Source organism: Streptomonospora arabica (assembly GCF_039531585.1).
In the GTDB taxonomy this organism is placed as follows: domain Bacteria; phylum Actinomycetota; class Actinomycetes; order Streptosporangiales; family Streptosporangiaceae; genus Streptomonospora; species Streptomonospora halophila.
Genome location: NZ_BAAAQI010000005.1, coordinates 257,902 through 274,381 on the forward strand (window position 1 = coordinate 257,902; position 16,480 = coordinate 274,381).

A 16,480-nucleotide genomic window follows, 5' to 3' on the forward strand; every position below is an offset into this window, starting at 1 on the left:
GCGCGCCGGACCACCGCGGCCCGCGGCGGCCGGAGCGAGCGCGGGCCGCGCGCCGCCTCAGGCGGTCGGGACCGTCAGCGTGGAGGGATCGCCTGCAGGCGAGCCGAAGGTGACGCGTTCGCCGACCGCGGACGCGCCGGTGTAGCGGGCGTCGCGGGTGTCGACGACCAGCGCCAGCCGGTGCCCGTCGGGCACCTCCCACACCACCGGCTCCATCCGCACGTCCACGCTCTGCGGCTGCCCCGGTTCGGCGCCGCGCAGCGTGTAGGGCTTGTGGGTGACCAAAGACCCGATGCCGTGCCTGTCGATGTCGTAGAGGTAGACGTAGAGGGACTGCTCGGCGGCGGTGGGGGTCACGGTCAGCCGGGCGCGGGGCGCGCCGCTGATCCGCGCGCCGCCGGGGTAGGGCTCGCCCGTCCACACCCCTGCGCGGCGCCGGTCCACCAGCGGCAGCGCCACCCCGGTGGGCAGGCCGGCGAACTGCTGGAGCGCGCCGCTGAGCAGCAGCGTCCCGCTCTCGGCGGTGGTACCGATCCCGGCGCGCACCTCGTAGTCCCAGCCGGTGCGCGGCTCGTCCTCGAGGCCGCCGGTGCGCTGCCAGTCGGTCCAGGACCGCGTGGGCTCGCCCAAGTGCAGCGTGGTCTCGTGCTCGCTCACCGACGGCCAGTCGGCATAGGACGCCCAGTCGCCGCCGCTGTTGGGCTTGACCCGAACCGGGTCCTCGCCGGCGACGCCGTTGTCGACGCCCCGCAGGTGGTGGTCGAACCAGCGCGTCAGCGACTTCCAGGTCTCGTTGGGCAGGCCGAATGCGCCGAAGGCCTCGGAGGTGGCGTGGTCGCCTGCTGAGAGCATCAGCCGCTTGGGGCCGGTGTAGGCACTGTAGAAGTCGGTGAGCTGGCTCGGCGGGAAGATGCCGTCGTTCCAGGCGTGGCCGATCATGATGGCGGGTCCGCTGGCGTTGAGGGCGCCGAGCTTGGTGGCCGCCGAACGCTCCGGCGACAGCTCCAGCGCGGGCTGGACGTTGCCCTTGCGGTACTCCGACTCCATCTCCAGCAGCGCGTCGCCGGGCCGGCCCGTCAGGTGCGCCGAGGTGAGCAGCAGCTCGACGGCCTGGTAGCTGATCGTCTCGTTGGCGTAGATGGAATCGGCGAGGTCGGCCCAGCCGCTCATCGCGCCGACGGCGCGGACGCGGTCGTCGGCCGCCGCCGTGAGCAGGCTGATCCCGGCGCCGTAGGAGATCCCCGCCATGCCGATGCGCTCGGGGTCGGCGTCGGTCTCGCGCAGTGCCCAGTCGATGACCCTGCTCGCGTCGGCCACGTCTTCGGGGCCGGCGACCTCGACCTCGCCGCCGGAGTCCCAGAAACCGCGGGAGGTGTAGCTGACCACCTGGTAGCCCGACTCGTAGGCCAGGCGTTCGGCGGCTCCGACGTAGAGCAGGCTGCTGGTGGACCAGGCCGCCGGCATGACCAGCAGCGGCCGCGGGCCCTCGTAGCCGGTGGGGGTGATGACCATGGCCCTCAGGTCGATTCCGCCGTGGCCCGGGATGGTGCGGTAGGCGACCTCGGCACCGGTCGCGGTGTCGTCGGCCGACGCGGGAGGTGACAGGGAGGACACGAGGAGTATCGAGGCGAGCGCGGTCGCCAACAGTGTGCGGGGTGCGTGCATGCTGACCTCGGACGCGACGTCCGGCCGCGGGGCCGGGAGGGGCGGGGGATCGCAGGGGCGGGTGTCTGCGTGCGCGGCGGCGGACGCGCCTCCCGCGGCCGCGCGACTACTCGGCGGTAAGTTACTAGGGGGTTAAATTAAACCGTCGGATCCGCCGTGTAAAGGGCGCGGACCGAAAGGGGCCGCTGCCCTGGGCGACCGCGGCCGCGGCCGGAGCGCGCCGCGCGGTGCGGCGGGCGTCGCGTCCTCCGCGCGTCCTCCGCGCGCCGCAGCGGGCCGGGGCGCACCGGCCCCGACCCGCTGCTGGCGATCACCACCGCCCGCACCGGCCGCGGTCTGTTGCCGCGGGCGGCGTTCAGCGCCGGCGCGCGGAGGCCCGCAGCTCCGGCGGGGTCCAGCCCGCGTCGGCCCGGTTGAGGTTGGTGCCCGGCGGCACGATCTCGTCGATGCGGTCCAGGACCTCGGCCGGCAGCCGAACCTCTGCGGCGCTCAGCTGCGACTCGAGCTGCTCCATGGTCCGCGGCCCGATGATCGCCGAGCTGACGGCCGGGTGCTCCAGCACGAAGGCCAGGGCCAGCTCGATCAGCGTCAGACCGTTGTCCTCGGCCAGGCGCACCAGCTCTTCGACGGCCTCCAGCTTGGCCGCGTTCTGCGGCTTCGCCGGGTCATAGCGTTCCGGTATCCGGTTCATCCGCGGGCTGTCGACCTCGGCGCCCTTGCGGTACTTGCCCGAGAGCCACCCGCCCGCGAGCGGGCTCCAGGGCAGTACGCCCATGCCGTACTCGCGTGCGACCGGAAGCACGTCGGCCTCGATGCCGCGGGCGAGGATCGAGTAGGGCGGCTGCTCGGTGACGAACCGCTCCCGGCCGCGGCGCTCCGCCACCCAGTGCGACTCCACGATCCGGTGCGCCGGGAACGTCGAGCACCCCGCGTAGCGGATCTTGCCCGCGCGCACGAGGTCGGTGAGCGCCCCCAGCGTCTCGTCGAGGTCGCACTCGGGGTCGGGCCGGTGGATCTGGTACAGGTCGATGTGATCGGTGTCCAGCCTGCGCAGGCTGTTCTCCACCTCGCGGACGAGCCAGCGCCGCGAGTTGCCCCGCATGTTGGGGTCCTCGCCCATGGAGCCGTGGGCTTTCGTGGCGAGGACGACGTCGTCGCGGCGCCCGGAGAGGGCCTTGCCGACGACCTCCTCCGACTCGCCCGCCGAGTACACGTCGGCGGTGTCGATGACGTTGGTTCCGGCGTCGAGCGCCCGGTGGATGATCCGCACGCCGTCGTCGTGGTCGCTGTTCGCCCAGGAACCGAAGTTCATGGCCCCCAGGGTGAGCGGGCTGACCCTGACGCCGGTGCGGCCCAATGCTGCGTAGTCCATGCCCGGCGGCCTTTCGTGACGTCTTCAGCACGGCGGTCGGCGGGTGCGCGGACCGCCGACCGCCAACCTACGCCAGGAGCAGGCGGTACTCGCGGACCGAGGGCGACGGTGGGGAGGACCGGGTGACCACATCGGGGGCAGCAGCGCGCCTTCCGTCTCGTCTCCCGCCTCCGGCCGCCGGGGCCTCACCCTGCGGTGCGGGGCGGCAGCGCCAGGCCGATGTGCTCGCCGATCTCCTCGATCAGGCCCAGGTCGGCCAGGCGGAAGCTGCCGCGGTTGCTGCGGCGGATCAGGGTGAGGGCGCCCCGCACGCCGCGGCTGCCCTTGAGCGGCACGCACATCAGCGAACCCGCGCCCAGGGCGCTGAGCACCGGTGCGCCGCCCGCGGCCTCGCCCAGCGCCGTCTCGTCGTCGATGAGCTGGTTGAGCAGCGACTCGCCGTTCTTCAGCACCTCGCGCGGGATCTCCGAGCGCAACGGGTCCAGCGACTCCACCATCCGCCGCTGCTCGTCCTCGCCCGACGGGCCGGCGACGACCGCGCGGCGCGCCTGCTCGGCGCTGTCGGGCAGGTCGCACACGTCGACCACCACCCAGTCGGCGTAGGAGTCCGCGAGCAGCGCGGCCGCGTCGTCCAGCGCCAGCGGGCGGCCCGCGCCGCCGGGCCCCGCGCTGGCCAGCAGCAGGCGCGTCATCCGGGTCAGCACGTCGAGCCGGCGGGCGGCCAGCACGACGACCTGGTCCTCCACCTCGGGCTCCAGCGGTGCGGGTCCCTCGTCCTCCCCGCTCTCCAGCGGCGGCGACAGCGCCACCAGCACCAGCGGGGCCGCCTCGGTGGGCACGTCCAGCCGGGTGAGCGTCATGTGCACGTCCTCGGCCCACCCGCGCTGGGCCAGCCGCGACTCGAAGGACGCCGACTCCCCGCTGCGCAGCACCGCCGCCAGCCGCGAGCGCATCGCGGCCCGGCGGCGCAGGTCCACGAAGTGGGCGAACGGCTTGCCGGAGAGGTAGCCGGGGGAGCTGCCCAGGCGGTCGGCGCCGATCGCGTTGATCCGCCGGATGTAGCCCTCGTGGTCGAGCAGCACCACGGGCACGCTGAGCTGGCTGAACACGGCGCGCAGCACCGACCGCTCGTCGTCGCCGTTGGACCGGCGCGGCGCCGCCGACTCGGCCGCGGCAAGGCGCCGGCCGCAGTCCTGGAGCAGCTGCTCGGCGAAGCCGAGCTCGGCCAGGGCAGCCTCGGCGGTGTCGGCGGAGTCGTCGGGGTACATCGTGTGCGTGTTGCGCAGCGCCGCCACGCGATCGCTCAGCTCGGCGATCTCGCGCTGCAGCTCGGCGAGGTTCTCCGGCACGCTGGGACTCCTGACGTGGGACGGGCGGGCCGCCGGGCGGGCCCGGCCCCCAGCATGACGCTAGCGCATGGAACGGTCCCGGTGAGATCACGGTTACCGTGGAGTCACGGTCCGCCCGACACGCCCTTCCCGGCCACCCGGCCGCGGCGGGGCATCGGACCGGAAAGGGGGACGGTGCCCATGTGGGTCGACCGCCTCGCGCGCGAGATCGGTGCGCTGGGCCAGGCGGAGACCGCCACACCGGAGCGCGCGCTGGACAGGATGAGCGCGGCGGCCGCACGCGAGGTCCCCGGATGCTCCGCGGCGATCGTCGTCATCTGGCACGACATCGCGCCGGGCGACGACCGCTCCGACGAGTCGGAGCGGGTCGCGGGCAGGCACGTCGTCGTCGACTACGGTGCCTCCCACTCCGACCTGGCCACCGCCTTCGAGTACCAGTACACCACCGACGAGGGGCCCACGGTCGAGGCCGTGCGCGAGATGCGCCCGGTGACCGTGGGCGACGTACTGCGCGAGGAGCGCTGGCCCTCCTACACCAGCATGGCCGTGCAGTGCGGCGACCGGTCCTCGGTGACCTTCCCGTGCAAGCTGGAGGGCGAGGTGGTGACCTTCGGCGTGCACGCCGGCCGGGCGGACGCGTTCGACGGCGACGCGGTCACTCCGCTGATGGCGCTGCTCGCCGAACACGCGGCGGTCGCGCTGCACAGCGCCGGCCGCTACACCGACGTGGCGCGGGAGGCCGCCCACATGCGCCGCGCGATGTCGGTGCGCGCGGTCATCGACCAGGCCAAGGGCATCGTCATGCACGCGCGCGGCTGCGACGCCGACGAGGCGTTCGCCGAGCTGCGGCGGGTCGCCCAGCGCAACCGGATGAAGGTCGCCGACGTCGCGCGCAGCCTGGTGGCCGAGCACGCCGAGAACAGCGGGCGCTAGCCGCGGTGCGCGCCGGACGGGGCGGCCGAGCGGCCGCCCGCCGCGAGTCACGGACCGGCCGCGGGCGTGCAGACGTGCGGGTACCGACGAGTATCAGTGTTATGACGCTGTGCGACGCGATCTGTATCGACCGCTGTCATGCGGTTAATGTTGAGCGCACGCCGAACACCGGCTCGCCGGAGCGGGTCCGGGAATCGCGGCCCGCCTCCTGCCCGTTGCAGGGGGACGGCCGCGAAGGCGGTGCACGGCGCCGCCGGTCCGACGGCGGTGTGCGGGGAGAGACGGTCCGCGGCGCGCAGCGCCTCCAGCGGGAATCGAGGAACGCGACTGTGGTGACGGACATCCCGGTCCGGCCGGAGGGCGACGTCGTGGTGGTCGCCCCTGAGGGCGAGCTCGACGCCGTGACCTCGCCCGGCCTCGCCGACGTGCTCGACGAACTGCTGGCGGCCGAACCCCCGTGGCGCGGGATCGTGATCGACCTCTCGCGCGTGGGCTTCTGCGACTCCCGCTGCATCGGCGTCCTCGTCTCCGCTTACCGCCAGGCCCGCGATCAGGGCGTCGGCCTGGCGGTCGCGGCCCCGCAGCGCAGCGTGCTGCGCCTGTTCGTGATCGCCGGGATCGACCAGGTCCTGCGTATCGAGGAGGACACCGGCCACGCGGTGGAGACCGTCCTCGCCTGAGGCAGGCGCGGCCCCCGCCGGGTCAGGCGCGGAAGTGCAGTCTGACCAGCGTGCCGTCGGCGTCGGCGGTGATCTCCATGAAGTCGCAGACCTGCCGGGTTATCCACAGGCCGTAGCCGCGCGGGCCGAGCGGGTCGGCCGGGGCGTAGCCCGACAGGGGGTCGCGCAGGCCGGGCCCCCGGTCGGCGACGTCGCACACGATCCAGCCGGGCCTGCGCCACAGGGTGACGGTCCCGCCGCCGCGTCCGTGCTCGACGGCGTTGGCGGCCAGCTCGTTGACCGCCAGGACCAGGTCGCCCAGCCGCTCGGGCGGTACCTCGGCCTTCTCGGCGAGCTCGGTGACCGCCGTGCGCAGCGACGCGAGATCGGGGTCGATCTCCAGGCTGCGCCGCTCGCCGGCGGGCGCCAGCAGCAGGCGGGCGAGGTCGGGAGCACTGAAGTCGGCCGGCTCGACGTAGTCGGGGCTGCCGTGCTCGTCGCCCCGGGCCACCAGCACCGGGTGGGTGCGCCGCACGTCGTGCTGCACGCGGGCGGGCAGGGCGCGGCTGTCGTGCAGGCACAGCAGCCGCAGTCGGGTGCCGGCCAGTGCGCGTGTCAGTACCGAGTCCAGCCGGTGCCACTCACGCAGCCGCATCGGGTCGTCCACCGGAAGGGGAGGCTCGCCCACAACGAGCACCGGGCGGGGATGCTCGGTGCGGGCGCGCCCGTACAGGGTCGCCAGGGTGCGGCCGGGCGCGGTGTAGAGCTCGTCGCGCTCGACGCACTCCACCGCGGCGGCGCCGGCGGGCGGCAGTCCCGCCAGGAGCGCTGCGCGGGTGGGCTTCGCGACGCCCAGCACCGCGCGGTCGCCGCTGTCCAGCGCGGCGCGCAGCCGCGGCAGGACACGGCCGCGCAGGTCCTCCGCGGAGGAGAAGAACACACCCCGGTGCTGAAAGTCCCCGGTCCGGTCCGCATGGGTCCCGGCCGTCTCAGCGCGCGACGTCATGGTCTCACCCCGGCAGCCCTCCCAGCCGCAGCCGCCGCCCCGTCCGGTCCGCACGGGCGCCGGCCGCACAGTCGGCGCCCGAACGCCGACTAGTGTGCACCATCACCCGCGGCGTAGGGCAGCTCGCCCTCCGCCTCAGGGCAGGCTCGCCGGTAGACGCGCTCGGTCTCGGCCGCGACCCGCTCCCAGGTGAACCGCGAGGCAGCGCGGTCGCAGCCGGCGATGCCGTAGGCCGTCGCCATGGTGGGCTCGGCCGTCAGCGAGCGCACGGCGCGGGCCAGCGCATCGGGCCGGGCCTGGCGCAGCAGCGTGCCGGTCGTGCCGTGCAGCACGGCCTCGTTGACGATCCCGGCTCCGCGGGCGACCACCGGGAGCCCGCAGGCCATGGCCTCCAGCACGGCGCCGCCGCAGGGCTCGTAGGCGGCGCCGGAGACGTAGACGTCGGCGGAGCGCAGCAGCCGGGGCAGCTCCTTGCGGTCGAGGGGGCCGGTGAGGCTGAGCCTGTCGTCCACCCCCGCCTCCTTGGCGAGCAGCTCCAGGCGCCGCGCGTCGTCGTTCAGCGGCAGCTCGACCTGCGCGGGCCCGGCGACGAGCGTCAGCTCGGCGTCGGGCAGCCGGCGCAGTGTGGCGATCAGCACATCGGCGCCGTCGGCCGCCAGGTCGGTCACCGAGGCCATGCGCAGGCGGCCGTTCTTGCGCGGACTCCAGGTGTCGGCGGAGGTGCCGCCCTCGGAGCTGAAGTGGTCGGTGTCCACGCCGGAGGGGACGACACTGACCCGGTCCCGCGGCAGGCCCATGCGCGCGAGCTCGAAGCGCTGGTCGGCGGAGGCGACCAGAACGTGGTCGGCGCGCCCGGCGACCGCGGCCTCGATGCGGGCGCGATCGGTCCGCTCGGGCAGCCCGGCCCGCTGCTCGGCGGCGTTGAGCGCGTGGAAGGTCTGCACGAGGCGCGGCCGGCCGCCCTCGTCGCCCGCGGCCTGGGCGGCCGAGACCGCGGCGAGCCCGCTGGTCCAGCCGAAGGCGTGCAGCACGTCGGGGCGGTCCTCGGCGATCCGCTCGCCCAGCTCCCGGGCGAAGGTACCGGTGTGCTCGGCGGCGGCCCCCTCCTCAAGGCGGCGCTGGGGCCCGGCCGCGAGGTGCTCGACGGCGACGCCGCGGCCCATGCGCGAGCGTTCGGGAAGGTCGGGCGCGTGCCGACGGGCGTAGACGGTCACGCGGTGCCCGGCCTTGGCCAGCTGGCGGGAGAGCGCGGCGATCTGGACGCTGTCGCCGCAGGCGGGTTCGCCCTTGTGTGCGGGAAGCGGGTTGGCGTGCTCGGCGACCATGGCGATCTTCACGTGTGACTCCTCACGGCGAGACGACGACCCGGCGCGAAAGCAGGAGCAGGGCCGCAGGATTGCGTTGCAGCGCACGTCGCGGCGCCGACGGGCGCGCGAAGCCGCGGTGCCGGCGGGACGGACTCGGCGGGGCTCGGCAGCGGCGCGTCGTCCGCGCGCAAGGCGGCGGAGGGGGATCCGGCGGCGCTTGGGACCGGGAGTCCGGCGACCGAAGGACGGCCGCGTCGGCGCGCGGCGCCTCCCCGCGGGGCGGAGGCGGCGGGCGACGGGCGGGAAGGGGTAGGAGGGTCCGGATGACAGCGGAAACCGGGCAGACGCATGGAGATCACACCTTCGAGCGTTCGCGGAAAAACGAAAAGCGCTCGCTGGGAACGCAGGCGCGATGGGACAGCGCCGCGGCGAGCGCGCGAACGTCGGTGTGTCTGCGTCTTAGACACCCAACGGCCCCGATTATGCCAGAGCCGCGACGGCCCAACAAGGAACTCCCCGACCTGCGACGCAGTTCGGACGGGGCGCGCTGGGACACTCGGGGCGCGTTTGGCGGGTGTTCCCTCGGGCACGGTTGGCCGCGTAGGAGTCGCCTGTTGCCGAGAAGTAGCGAGGAACCATGACTGCGCGGCCACCCGGGCGCACGGGCGGCGACCGCGGGGGAGCGACCGCCCGGGCGCGCGACCCGCTGCCGGGCTACACGGCACGCGGCGCCTTGCGCGGGCGCCGGGCACTGGTGCTCGGCGGGCTGGCCGGCGGCGGCTCCGGACGCGCCGTGGCGGCGGCCCTGGCCAAGGAGGGCGCCGCCGTCGGGCTGGCCGACACCACCGGGCTCGCCGGGTCGGCGCCCGGCGCGCGGCCGGTGCCGCGCCAGCGCCTGGGCGACGACCCGGTGCTGCAGGCCGCGGGGCTCGTCTCGTCGCTGGGCGCCTGGTCGCTGCCGATCCACTGCGATCCGGCCAGCGAGAGCGACGGCCGTGCGGCGGTCGCCTACACGGCGCTGGAGTTCGGTGCGGTGGACCTGCTGGTCGTCCACGGGGCCGCGGTGGGTGCGGCGCGCGGGGACGACCGCACGGGCGGGCTCGGCGCGGCCGTGGCGGCGGCGCCCCCCGCGCATCGGCCGCGCGGCTCGGGGATCACGCCCGCGCTGGGAGCCGTGCGCGGCGCGCGGCCGTTCCTCGGCGACGGCGCCGCAGCGGTCGTTCTGGGAGAGCGCGGAGCACCGGGCGGCGGTCCGCAGGCGCGCGCTGCGCTGCGCTCCCTCGCCGGCTCGCTGAGCGGGCGTCGGATGCGGCTGAACTGCCTGATCCCGCATGCCGCCGACACCGATGCGGCCGTCGCCGCCGCGGTGGTGGAACTGGCGGCCGACGACGGGCGCACCGGTGAAGTGGTAGGAGTGGCGCAGGTTCCGCATCTGCAGTAGCGGCGGAGTCCGAACGTTTTGCGGCTGTTCGTCGCATCCGGCCGACGGATGCTCGCCGAAGCGGTGGGCGCCCCCGTACTTTGGGGGCGACGAGCGGATCGGGAACTGCGTATGAGGGCGATTTCCGCCATGATGTAGGCGGATTTTGACCACAGTCAGCGGTCCCCCGATACGGTTGCATGATCAACGCGCCGCGGCCTCCCGTACGGCCAGGCGCCGCTTGGGACTGTTCGGCAGGTACTGCCGTTGAAACAGGAGGTTGGGCGTATGGGTGTCGCTGGTGGGGAAGTCACGGTCACGGCCCTCACGCACCGGGGCGCTGTACGCACGGCCAACGAGGACGCCGTCGTCATGGGTGCGCTCACCATCGCCAGCGCCAACATGACCATGCCGGTGCGGTGCGTACTGCCGGTCGGCGAGCCGGTGATCCTGGCGGTCGCCGACGGGCTCGGCGGGCACGCCGCCGGCGAGATCGCCTCCGAGCACGCCGTCCACCGCATGGCGGAGATGAGCCCGCGCCTGGCGAGTCCGGACGACGTCGACGTCCTGCTCAAGAACATCGACGAGGAGATCAAGGACCACGCCACCCAGCACACGGAGTTCTCCGGGATGGGCACGACGGTGGCCGGCCTGCTCCTCAACACCGACGGCAACTTCTGGTTCAACGTCGGCGACTCCCGCACGTACCGGCTGGAGGGCACGCGGCTGCGCCAGCTGTCCCAGGACGACTCACCGCCGCTGCCCCCCTCCGACGACGGCAAGCCGGTCACGACGAACTTCATCACCCAGTCGCTGGGCGGCAGCGGCAGCACGGCGATGGTGCCGCACGTGGGCCGCGACAACGAGCCCGACCCGGGCGCCTGGCTGATGTGCAGCGACGGCCTCTCCGACCTGGTCCCGCTGGAGGAGATGGAGCGCATCATCGCCGAGGCCGGCAGCGACGAGGGAGCGGTGCACGGCCTGTGGCAGGCCGCCATGGAGGCCTCGGGCCGCGACAACATCAGCATTCTGCTGGCCCGCCGCGTCTGATGGCGGAGCACACCCGCTCCCGGGGCCGTTGATCCCGTAGCCGGCGTCACCGTGCGCGTGCGCACGTGGCGGCGGCTACGGGATCACCCCGGGCGGGGTCCCGGCGTCAGCCGTTCCCGCCTCCGGCGCCGGGGCGGTTGCGCATGCGGATGACCAGGATCGCGATGAGCGCGAGGACGGCGATCCCCGCGACCACGGCGCCGACCGGCCCGAGCATGGAGTTCGAGGGATCGGTGGGCGACTGCGCCGCGGGCGACTCCTCGGCCTCCGCGCCGCTTCCGCCCCCGTCGCCGTCCTGGGCCGAGGCCTCCTCCTCGGGGGAGGGGCCGGACTCCGGCACCGCCTCCTCGGTAAGGGAGAAGGTGATCTCGTCCTCCAGCGTGTGGCCGTCGGAGGAGACGGTGCGGTAGGCGACGGTGTACTCGCCGGCGGCGGCCAGCTCGCCCAGGCCGATCGCGGCCTCGGGGCCGTCGACCTCGACCCGCCCCTCCTCGTGGTTCTCGCCCTCGGGGCCGGTCACCACGATGGCGTTGGAGCCCTGTCCGATGTCGCTGCTGAAGGTCAGCACCACCTCCCCGGGCGCGGTGTCCAGCTCGGCACCGTCCTTCGGCGAGGAGTCGATGAGGGTGTCGTGCGCGAGGGCGCCGGGCGCCGTCGCGGTCGCGAGCGCCAGCGAGCCCAGCAGGGCGGCGGCGACGACCGCCGGGCGCCGCGCCGCCGAAGGGCGCCGCCGGCCGTCAGGTCCGGCCGGTGCGGGCGCTGCGGGGGTGGCCAGGTTCATCGGCGGAGTCCCTTCGAGGGGTGGGGTGTGCGGTGCGGCTGGAGTGCGCCCGGGGGCCTGCTGCGCGGCGCCCGGCGCACGCGCGCTGCCGGCGCGCACGCGGCACCGCGCTCCCGGTGTCCGCGCGACTCCACAACCTAGCCGACGGCACCCCGCCGGCGCCCGGCCGCCGTCCACCGCCCGCCCCGGCCGGGGCAGGCCGGTCGGTACGCGCCGCCCCCGACGAGGGGAGCGGCCGGTGCGGCGGCCTAGGAGGCCACGGGCAGGGGTTGGCGGCGCATGTAGCGGCGGTCCTCGGGCGTCGTGCCGCCCCATACGCCGTGCGGCTCGCCGGCGCGCAGGGCCCAGCTCAGGCACTCCGAGCGCACCGCGCAGGTACGGCAGATGGCCTTGGCGAGCTCCGCGTCGTTCTGCCCGGGGCCCGTCGTGCTGACGGGGAAGAAGAGTTCCGGGTCGTACTGGCGGCAAGCGCCCTGCTCGACCCAGTCTTCGCTGTCGTGGTAAAGGCGGTTCACCAGGAGCCTCCGTTCCCTGGCCGGTCCTTCGCGCGAGGCGCTCGTGGCCGGATGGCGCGCGCCGGACGTGTCTGGTCGCGAGGCGGAGGGGCGGTCGCCGCCGCTCCATCGCGATGCGACCCATCGTAGTACTACGGATAGTCGTACTACGAAAAGTCTGCCAAAATTCTTCGACTCGCTTCAAGTCCGCACACGCCTCGGATCCGTCGGCACCGGCCCCCGGCGGAGCTGACCGCCACTGCGGCGGCCGCTACCCCCCGATCGCGCGGAGTTGCGTGCCGGATGCCGGTGGGCCCCGGACGGCCCGCTGTCCCGCCGCGGAGCCGGCGCGCGGGTCCGGGTCGTGCCCCCGCAAGGCCGGTGAACGCGGGGATGCGCGGCGGTCGCCCCGCAGTGCGGCAGCGGGACCGCACTTCCCGGCGACGGCCGGAAGGCTGTGTCGCGAGGATTCATCCGAATTCGTGTGACTTAACACACGCTTAAAATCCGCTCGCGGTCTCCCTATGTTTGCCCGGCAACAGGCACAATCTCCTCTACCGGCTTGCGTCGCCCCCGCCCTCGGCGGCTCCCGGGCGGTCGTCCGAACCCCCTGGTGAGCATGGCGTGCACGGCACCGATTCGGCAGGTGCCCGGACCCCCATCACGGCGACGCAAAGTGACGACCGGGGCAAAATAGACAAGCCATACCCGGTGAAACACGGCCGAAACATATGCCGTTCGGCGTCCGGAAACGCTGCTCAGGAACGTTCGCTATGTTCCATCGACGTGCCTGACCAACAGACCGACGACGACACCAGCGCCGTGTCCGGCTACGGGGATAAGCCCGCTGTAGTCGGCGGCCCGGCGGCGGACGACGGCGTGCGCCTGCAGCAGCCCTCCCTCGCCGACGGCCCCGACCTGTGGCGGCTGGCCCGCGACGCCGGGCTCGACATCAACTCGCCCTACGCGTACACGCTCTGGAGCCGGGACTTCGCCTCGACCAGCGTCGTCGCCCGGGACGGCGAAGGGCGGCCGCGCGGTTTCGTCACCGGGTTCGTCCGACCCGACCACCCCGACACCTACTTCCTGTGGCAGGTGGGCGTGGACCCAGACTTCCGCGGGCGGCGGCTGGCACGCCGCATGCTCGACGAGATCGGCGACCGTATCGCCGCACGCGGGCTGTCCCACCTGGAGGCCACGGTGACACCGGACAACGCCGCCTCGCGCGCGCTGTTCGAGTCCTTCGCGCGGTCCCGGGGATGCACAGCGGTGTGGAATCCGTTGTTCGGGCGGGAGCACTTCCCCGGCGACGGCGAAGGGCACGAACCGGAGGACCTGGTCCGCATCGGTCCACTGGGCCGACCGGACACGACCGCAGCACGTCCGCCGACATCTGACATCCGACCTGACACCCGAGCCTGACCGACCCGACCCCCACGCGTCACATCAGTGACCCCATGAAACTGGGGAAAGGACTCAAGGAACTCACGATGGAGATCTTCGAACGCCTCGAATCCGAAGTCCGCAGCTACTGCCGTAGCTGGCCGGTCGTCTTCAACGAGGCGCGGGGCAGCTACGTCTACGACGAGTCGGGGCGACCCTACCTCGACTTCTTCGCGGGTGCCGGTTCCCTCAACTACGGGCACAACAACCCGGAGCTGAAATCCAAACTCATCGACTACCTGATGAGCGACGCGATCGTGCACAGCCTCGACGCGTACTCGACCGCCAAACGCGACTTCCTGGCGACCTTCGGCGAGACGATCCTCGAACCGCGCGGGCTCGACTACAAGGTGCAGTTCCCCGGCCCCGCCGGGAACAACGCCGTCGAGGCGGCGCTCAAGCTGGCCCGCAAGTACACCGGCCGCGAGACCGTCATCAGCTTCACCAACGGGTTCCACGGCATGACCCTGGGTGCGCTCGCGGTCACCGGCAACTCGATGAAGCGCGGCGGCGCCGGCGTACCGCTGAGCCACTCGGCCACCATGCCCTTCGACAAGTACATGGACGGCCAGACGCCGGACTTCCTGTGGTTCCGCAGCATGCTGGAGGACAGCGGCAGCGGCCTCGACGCGCCCGCCGCGGTGATCGTCGAGACGGTGCAGGGCGAGGGCGGCATCAACGTCGCCAGCGCCGAGTGGCTGCGCGGCCTCCAGGAGGTCTGCCACGAGTACGACATGCTGTTCATCGTCGACGACATCCAGATGGGCTGCGGCCGCACCGGCCCGTTCTTCAGCTTCGAGCACGCCGGCGTCAAGCCCGACATCGTCACCCTGTCCAAGTCCATCAGCGGCTACGGCCTGCCGATGGCGCTCACGCTGTTCAAGCGCGAGCTGGACGTCTGGGAGCCCGGTGAGCACAACGGCACGTTCCGCGGGCCCAACCCCGGGTTCGTCACCGGTACCGCCGCCATGCGCACCTACTGGCGCGACGACTCCCTGCAGAAGGCCACCGAGGCCAAGGGGCAGCTGATCGACCGCCGCCTGCGCGCCGTCGCCGACGAGCTGGGATCCGACGAGGCCCACGTCCGCGGCCGCGGCATGGCCCGCGGCCTGGTGCTGGAGCGCCCGGGCGCGGCCAAGGTCCTCAGCCGCGAGGCCTTCGAGCGCGGCCTGCTGCTGGAGACCTCCGGCCCCGAGGACGAGGTCGCCAAGCTGCTGCCGGCGCTGACCACCACCGAGCAGGAGCTGGAGCAGGGCCTGGAGATCATCGCCGAGGCGGCCCGCGCCGCGATGAAGACCCCGCAGCCCGCCTGACCAGCGGTGGTATCAGGGGTGCGGCGCCCCCACAATTGGCTGTAGAAGGTACAGCGGGGTTCCGGGCCGGCCGCCCGGAACCCCGCACTCCGGCCAACACGAGCAAGCAATAGGAGCATGCACCGTGATCGTGCGCAGCATGAGCGATGTCGACGGAACCGACGCCGACATCCAGACCGAGACCTGGCGCAGCCGCCGGATCGTCCTGGCCAAGGACAAGGTCGGGTTCTCGTTCCACGAGACCGTCCTCTACGCGGGGACCGAGACCAGCATGTGGTATGCCAACCACATCGAGCTCGTCCACTGCATCGAGGGCGAGGCCGAGGTCACCAACGACGAGACGGGTGAGACGCACCTCATCACGCCGGGCACGCTGTACCTCCTCAACGGCCACGAGCACCACACGGTGCGCCCGAAGACCGACTTCCGGGTGCTGTGCGTGTTCAACCCGCCGGTCACCGGCCGCGAGGTCCACGACGAGAACGGTGTGTACCCCCTGCTGACCGAGGAGACCCCCTCCCAGTAGGCGAACCCGGCCGGTGCGGCGTCCTCCGCACCCGGCCTCCCGGGGCCGGTGCGCGCGCCGCACCGGCCCCGGCTTCGCTGGCACCGCCGCGCACGAGCGGCAGTCGGACGGCGGGCGCACGAGCGCCCGCGGGCACGTCGCAAAGGAGCGGGACGAGCACGACGACGAGAAGGTGACGCGGCCACCGGACGCCGCGCGGCAACGAAAGGAGCGAATCCCTCCGGGGTATGGCCATGACTGCGTTGACGACGAACATCGAGCAGCCGACCATGGACGACTACCCGACCCGCAAGGAGCAGACTCCGGCGCTGCTCTACCGCAAGGACCCCGCCGTCTGCGGCGACGCGGCGAGCGGCCCGATCGACGCCGAGACGCTGGCCTCCTACGACGCCAAGGGCTATCTGCAGGTCGAGTCCCTGATCACTCGGGACGAGCTGGAGGGCTACCGCGCCGAGCTGGCACGGCTCAGCTCCGACGACGAGCTCAAGAAGGACGAGCGCGTCGTCGTCGAGCGGGCGTCCGACGAGGTGCGGTCCGTCTTCGAGGTGCACAGGATCAGCCCGGTCTTCGCCGAGCTGGTGCGCGACCCGCGGCTCGTCGGCCGTGCGTGCCAGATCCTGGGCTCCGACGTCTACATCCACCAGAGCCGGGTGAACTACAAGCCCGGGTTCTCCGGCACCGACTTCTTCTGGCACTCCGACTTCGAGACCTGGCACGCCGAGGACGGCATGCCCCGGATGCGGGCGGTGAGCATCTCCGTCGCGCTCACCGACAACTACGAGCACAACGGCTCGCTGATGATCATGCCGGGGTCGCACCGGACCTTCGTCTCCTGTGTCGGCGAGACCCCCGACGAGCACTACCGGGAGTCGCTCAAGAAGCAGAAGGTCGGCACGCCCGACCAGAACAGCCTGTCGATCCTGGCCGAACAGCACGGCATCGACGTGCTCACCGGGCCCGCGGGCGGGGCCCTCATGTTCGACGCCAACTGCATGCACGGCTCCAACGGCAACATCACGCCGTTCCCGCGCTCCAACGTGTTCATCGTCTACAACAGCGTCGAGAACACGTGCGAGACGCCCTTCGCCGCGTCCGAGCCGCGGCCGCACTTCCTGGGCGCCCGCGACTTCACTCCGGTGAATTGACGGCGCACCCCGGCCGA

Annotated in this window: 15 protein-coding genes; 8 read left to right on the forward strand and 7 right to left on the reverse strand. The window is 73.2% G+C overall.

The features are described from left to right. Window positions 1-57 precede the first annotated feature (57 nt). The 3 genes from ABD284_RS11330 to ABD284_RS11340 all read right to left on the reverse strand — a co-directional run bounded on the left by ABD284_RS11330 (window position 58) and on the right by ABD284_RS11340 (window position 4,386). A complete protein-coding gene (locus tag ABD284_RS11330) occupies window positions 58-1,665 on the reverse strand; it encodes a CocE/NonD family hydrolase (protein ID WP_344142740.1) in 1,608 nt (535 codons plus the stop codon). A gap of 355 nt (window positions 1,666-2,020) precedes the next feature. Next, window positions 2,021-3,037 (reverse strand): aldo/keto reductase, encoded by a 1,017-nt coding sequence (locus ABD284_RS11335; protein ID WP_344142741.1) that lies wholly within the window; start codon window positions 3,035-3,037, stop codon window positions 2,021-2,023. Window positions 3,038-3,222: 185 nt separating this feature from the next. After that, a complete protein-coding gene (locus tag ABD284_RS11340) occupies window positions 3,223-4,386 on the reverse strand; it encodes a PAS domain-containing protein (RefSeq protein ID WP_344142742.1) in 1,164 nt (387 codons plus the stop codon). A gap of 180 nt (window positions 4,387-4,566) precedes the next feature. Between ABD284_RS11340 and ABD284_RS11345 the strand changes: the two genes are divergently transcribed. Together ABD284_RS11345 and ABD284_RS11350 are read left to right on the forward strand one after the other, a co-directional pair. Continuing rightward, entirely contained in the window at window positions 4,567-5,319 is a 753-nt protein-coding gene (locus ABD284_RS11345; RefSeq protein WP_344142743.1) for an ANTAR domain-containing protein, read from the forward strand. Between the two features lie 329 nt (window positions 5,320-5,648). After that, entirely contained in the window at window positions 5,649-5,999 is a 351-nt protein-coding gene (locus ABD284_RS11350) for an STAS domain-containing protein (RefSeq protein ID WP_344142745.1), read from the forward strand. Window positions 6,000-6,021: 22 nt separating this feature from the next. On the opposite strand, the gene ABD284_RS11355 is transcribed toward ABD284_RS11350, so the two are convergent. After that, a complete protein-coding gene (locus tag ABD284_RS11355; protein WP_344142746.1) occupies window positions 6,022-6,984 on the reverse strand; it encodes an anti-sigma factor RsbA family regulatory protein in 963 nt (320 codons plus the stop codon). Between the two features lie 89 nt (window positions 6,985-7,073). Beyond that, window positions 7,074-8,321: a glycosyltransferase gene (locus ABD284_RS11360; RefSeq protein WP_344142747.1), complete on the reverse strand. Its 1,248-nt coding sequence runs from the start codon at window positions 8,319-8,321 to the stop codon at window positions 7,074-7,076. A gap of 607 nt (window positions 8,322-8,928) precedes the next feature. Here ABD284_RS11360 and ABD284_RS11365 point away from each other — a divergent pair. Both ABD284_RS11365 and ABD284_RS11370 read left to right on the forward strand, forming a co-directional pair. Next, window positions 8,929-9,732, forward strand: a complete 804-nt coding sequence (locus ABD284_RS11365) for a hypothetical protein (RefSeq protein WP_344142748.1) — start codon at window positions 8,929-8,931, stop codon at window positions 9,730-9,732. A gap of 267 nt (window positions 9,733-9,999) precedes the next feature. Next, on the forward strand, window positions 10,000-10,761 hold the full coding sequence (locus tag ABD284_RS11370) for a PP2C family protein-serine/threonine phosphatase (RefSeq protein ID WP_344142749.1): 762 nt from the start codon (window positions 10,000-10,002) through the stop codon (window positions 10,759-10,761). 106 nt (window positions 10,762-10,867) lie between these two features. On the opposite strand, the gene ABD284_RS11375 is transcribed toward ABD284_RS11370, so the two are convergent. Beyond that, the gene (locus ABD284_RS11375; RefSeq protein WP_344142751.1) at window positions 10,868-11,542 is read right to left on the reverse strand and encodes a copper resistance CopC family protein; all 675 of its coding nucleotides are present in this window, start codon (window positions 11,540-11,542) and stop codon (window positions 10,868-10,870) included. Window positions 11,543-11,790: 248 nt separating this feature from the next. Then, window positions 11,791-12,057: a WhiB family transcriptional regulator gene (locus ABD284_RS11380; RefSeq protein WP_344142752.1), complete on the reverse strand. Its 267-nt coding sequence runs from the start codon at window positions 12,055-12,057 to the stop codon at window positions 11,791-11,793. Between the two features lie 897 nt (window positions 12,058-12,954). Between ABD284_RS11380 and ectA the strand changes: the two genes are divergently transcribed. The 4 genes from ectA (at window position 12,955) to thpD (ending at window position 16,463) form a co-directional block, all read left to right on the forward strand. Next, window positions 12,955-13,458, forward strand: coding sequence for a diaminobutyrate acetyltransferase (gene ectA / locus ABD284_RS11385; RefSeq protein ID WP_344142846.1), 504 nt, complete (start codon window positions 12,955-12,957; stop codon window positions 13,456-13,458). Window positions 13,459-13,526: 68 nt separating this feature from the next. Next, a complete protein-coding gene (ectB, locus tag ABD284_RS11390) occupies window positions 13,527-14,792 on the forward strand; it encodes a diaminobutyrate--2-oxoglutarate transaminase (protein ID WP_344142753.1) in 1,266 nt (421 codons plus the stop codon). A 124-nt stretch (window positions 14,793-14,916) separates the two neighbouring features. Further along, window positions 14,917-15,318 carry an ectoine synthase gene (locus ABD284_RS11395; RefSeq protein WP_344142754.1) on the forward strand — a complete coding sequence of 134 codons (402 nt, stop codon included), beginning with the start codon at window positions 14,917-14,919 and terminating at the stop codon, window positions 15,316-15,318. Between the two features lie 233 nt (window positions 15,319-15,551). Beyond that, entirely contained in the window at window positions 15,552-16,463 is a 912-nt protein-coding gene (gene thpD, locus ABD284_RS11400; protein WP_344142755.1) for an ectoine hydroxylase, read from the forward strand. Window positions 16,464-16,480 lie beyond the last annotated feature (17 nt).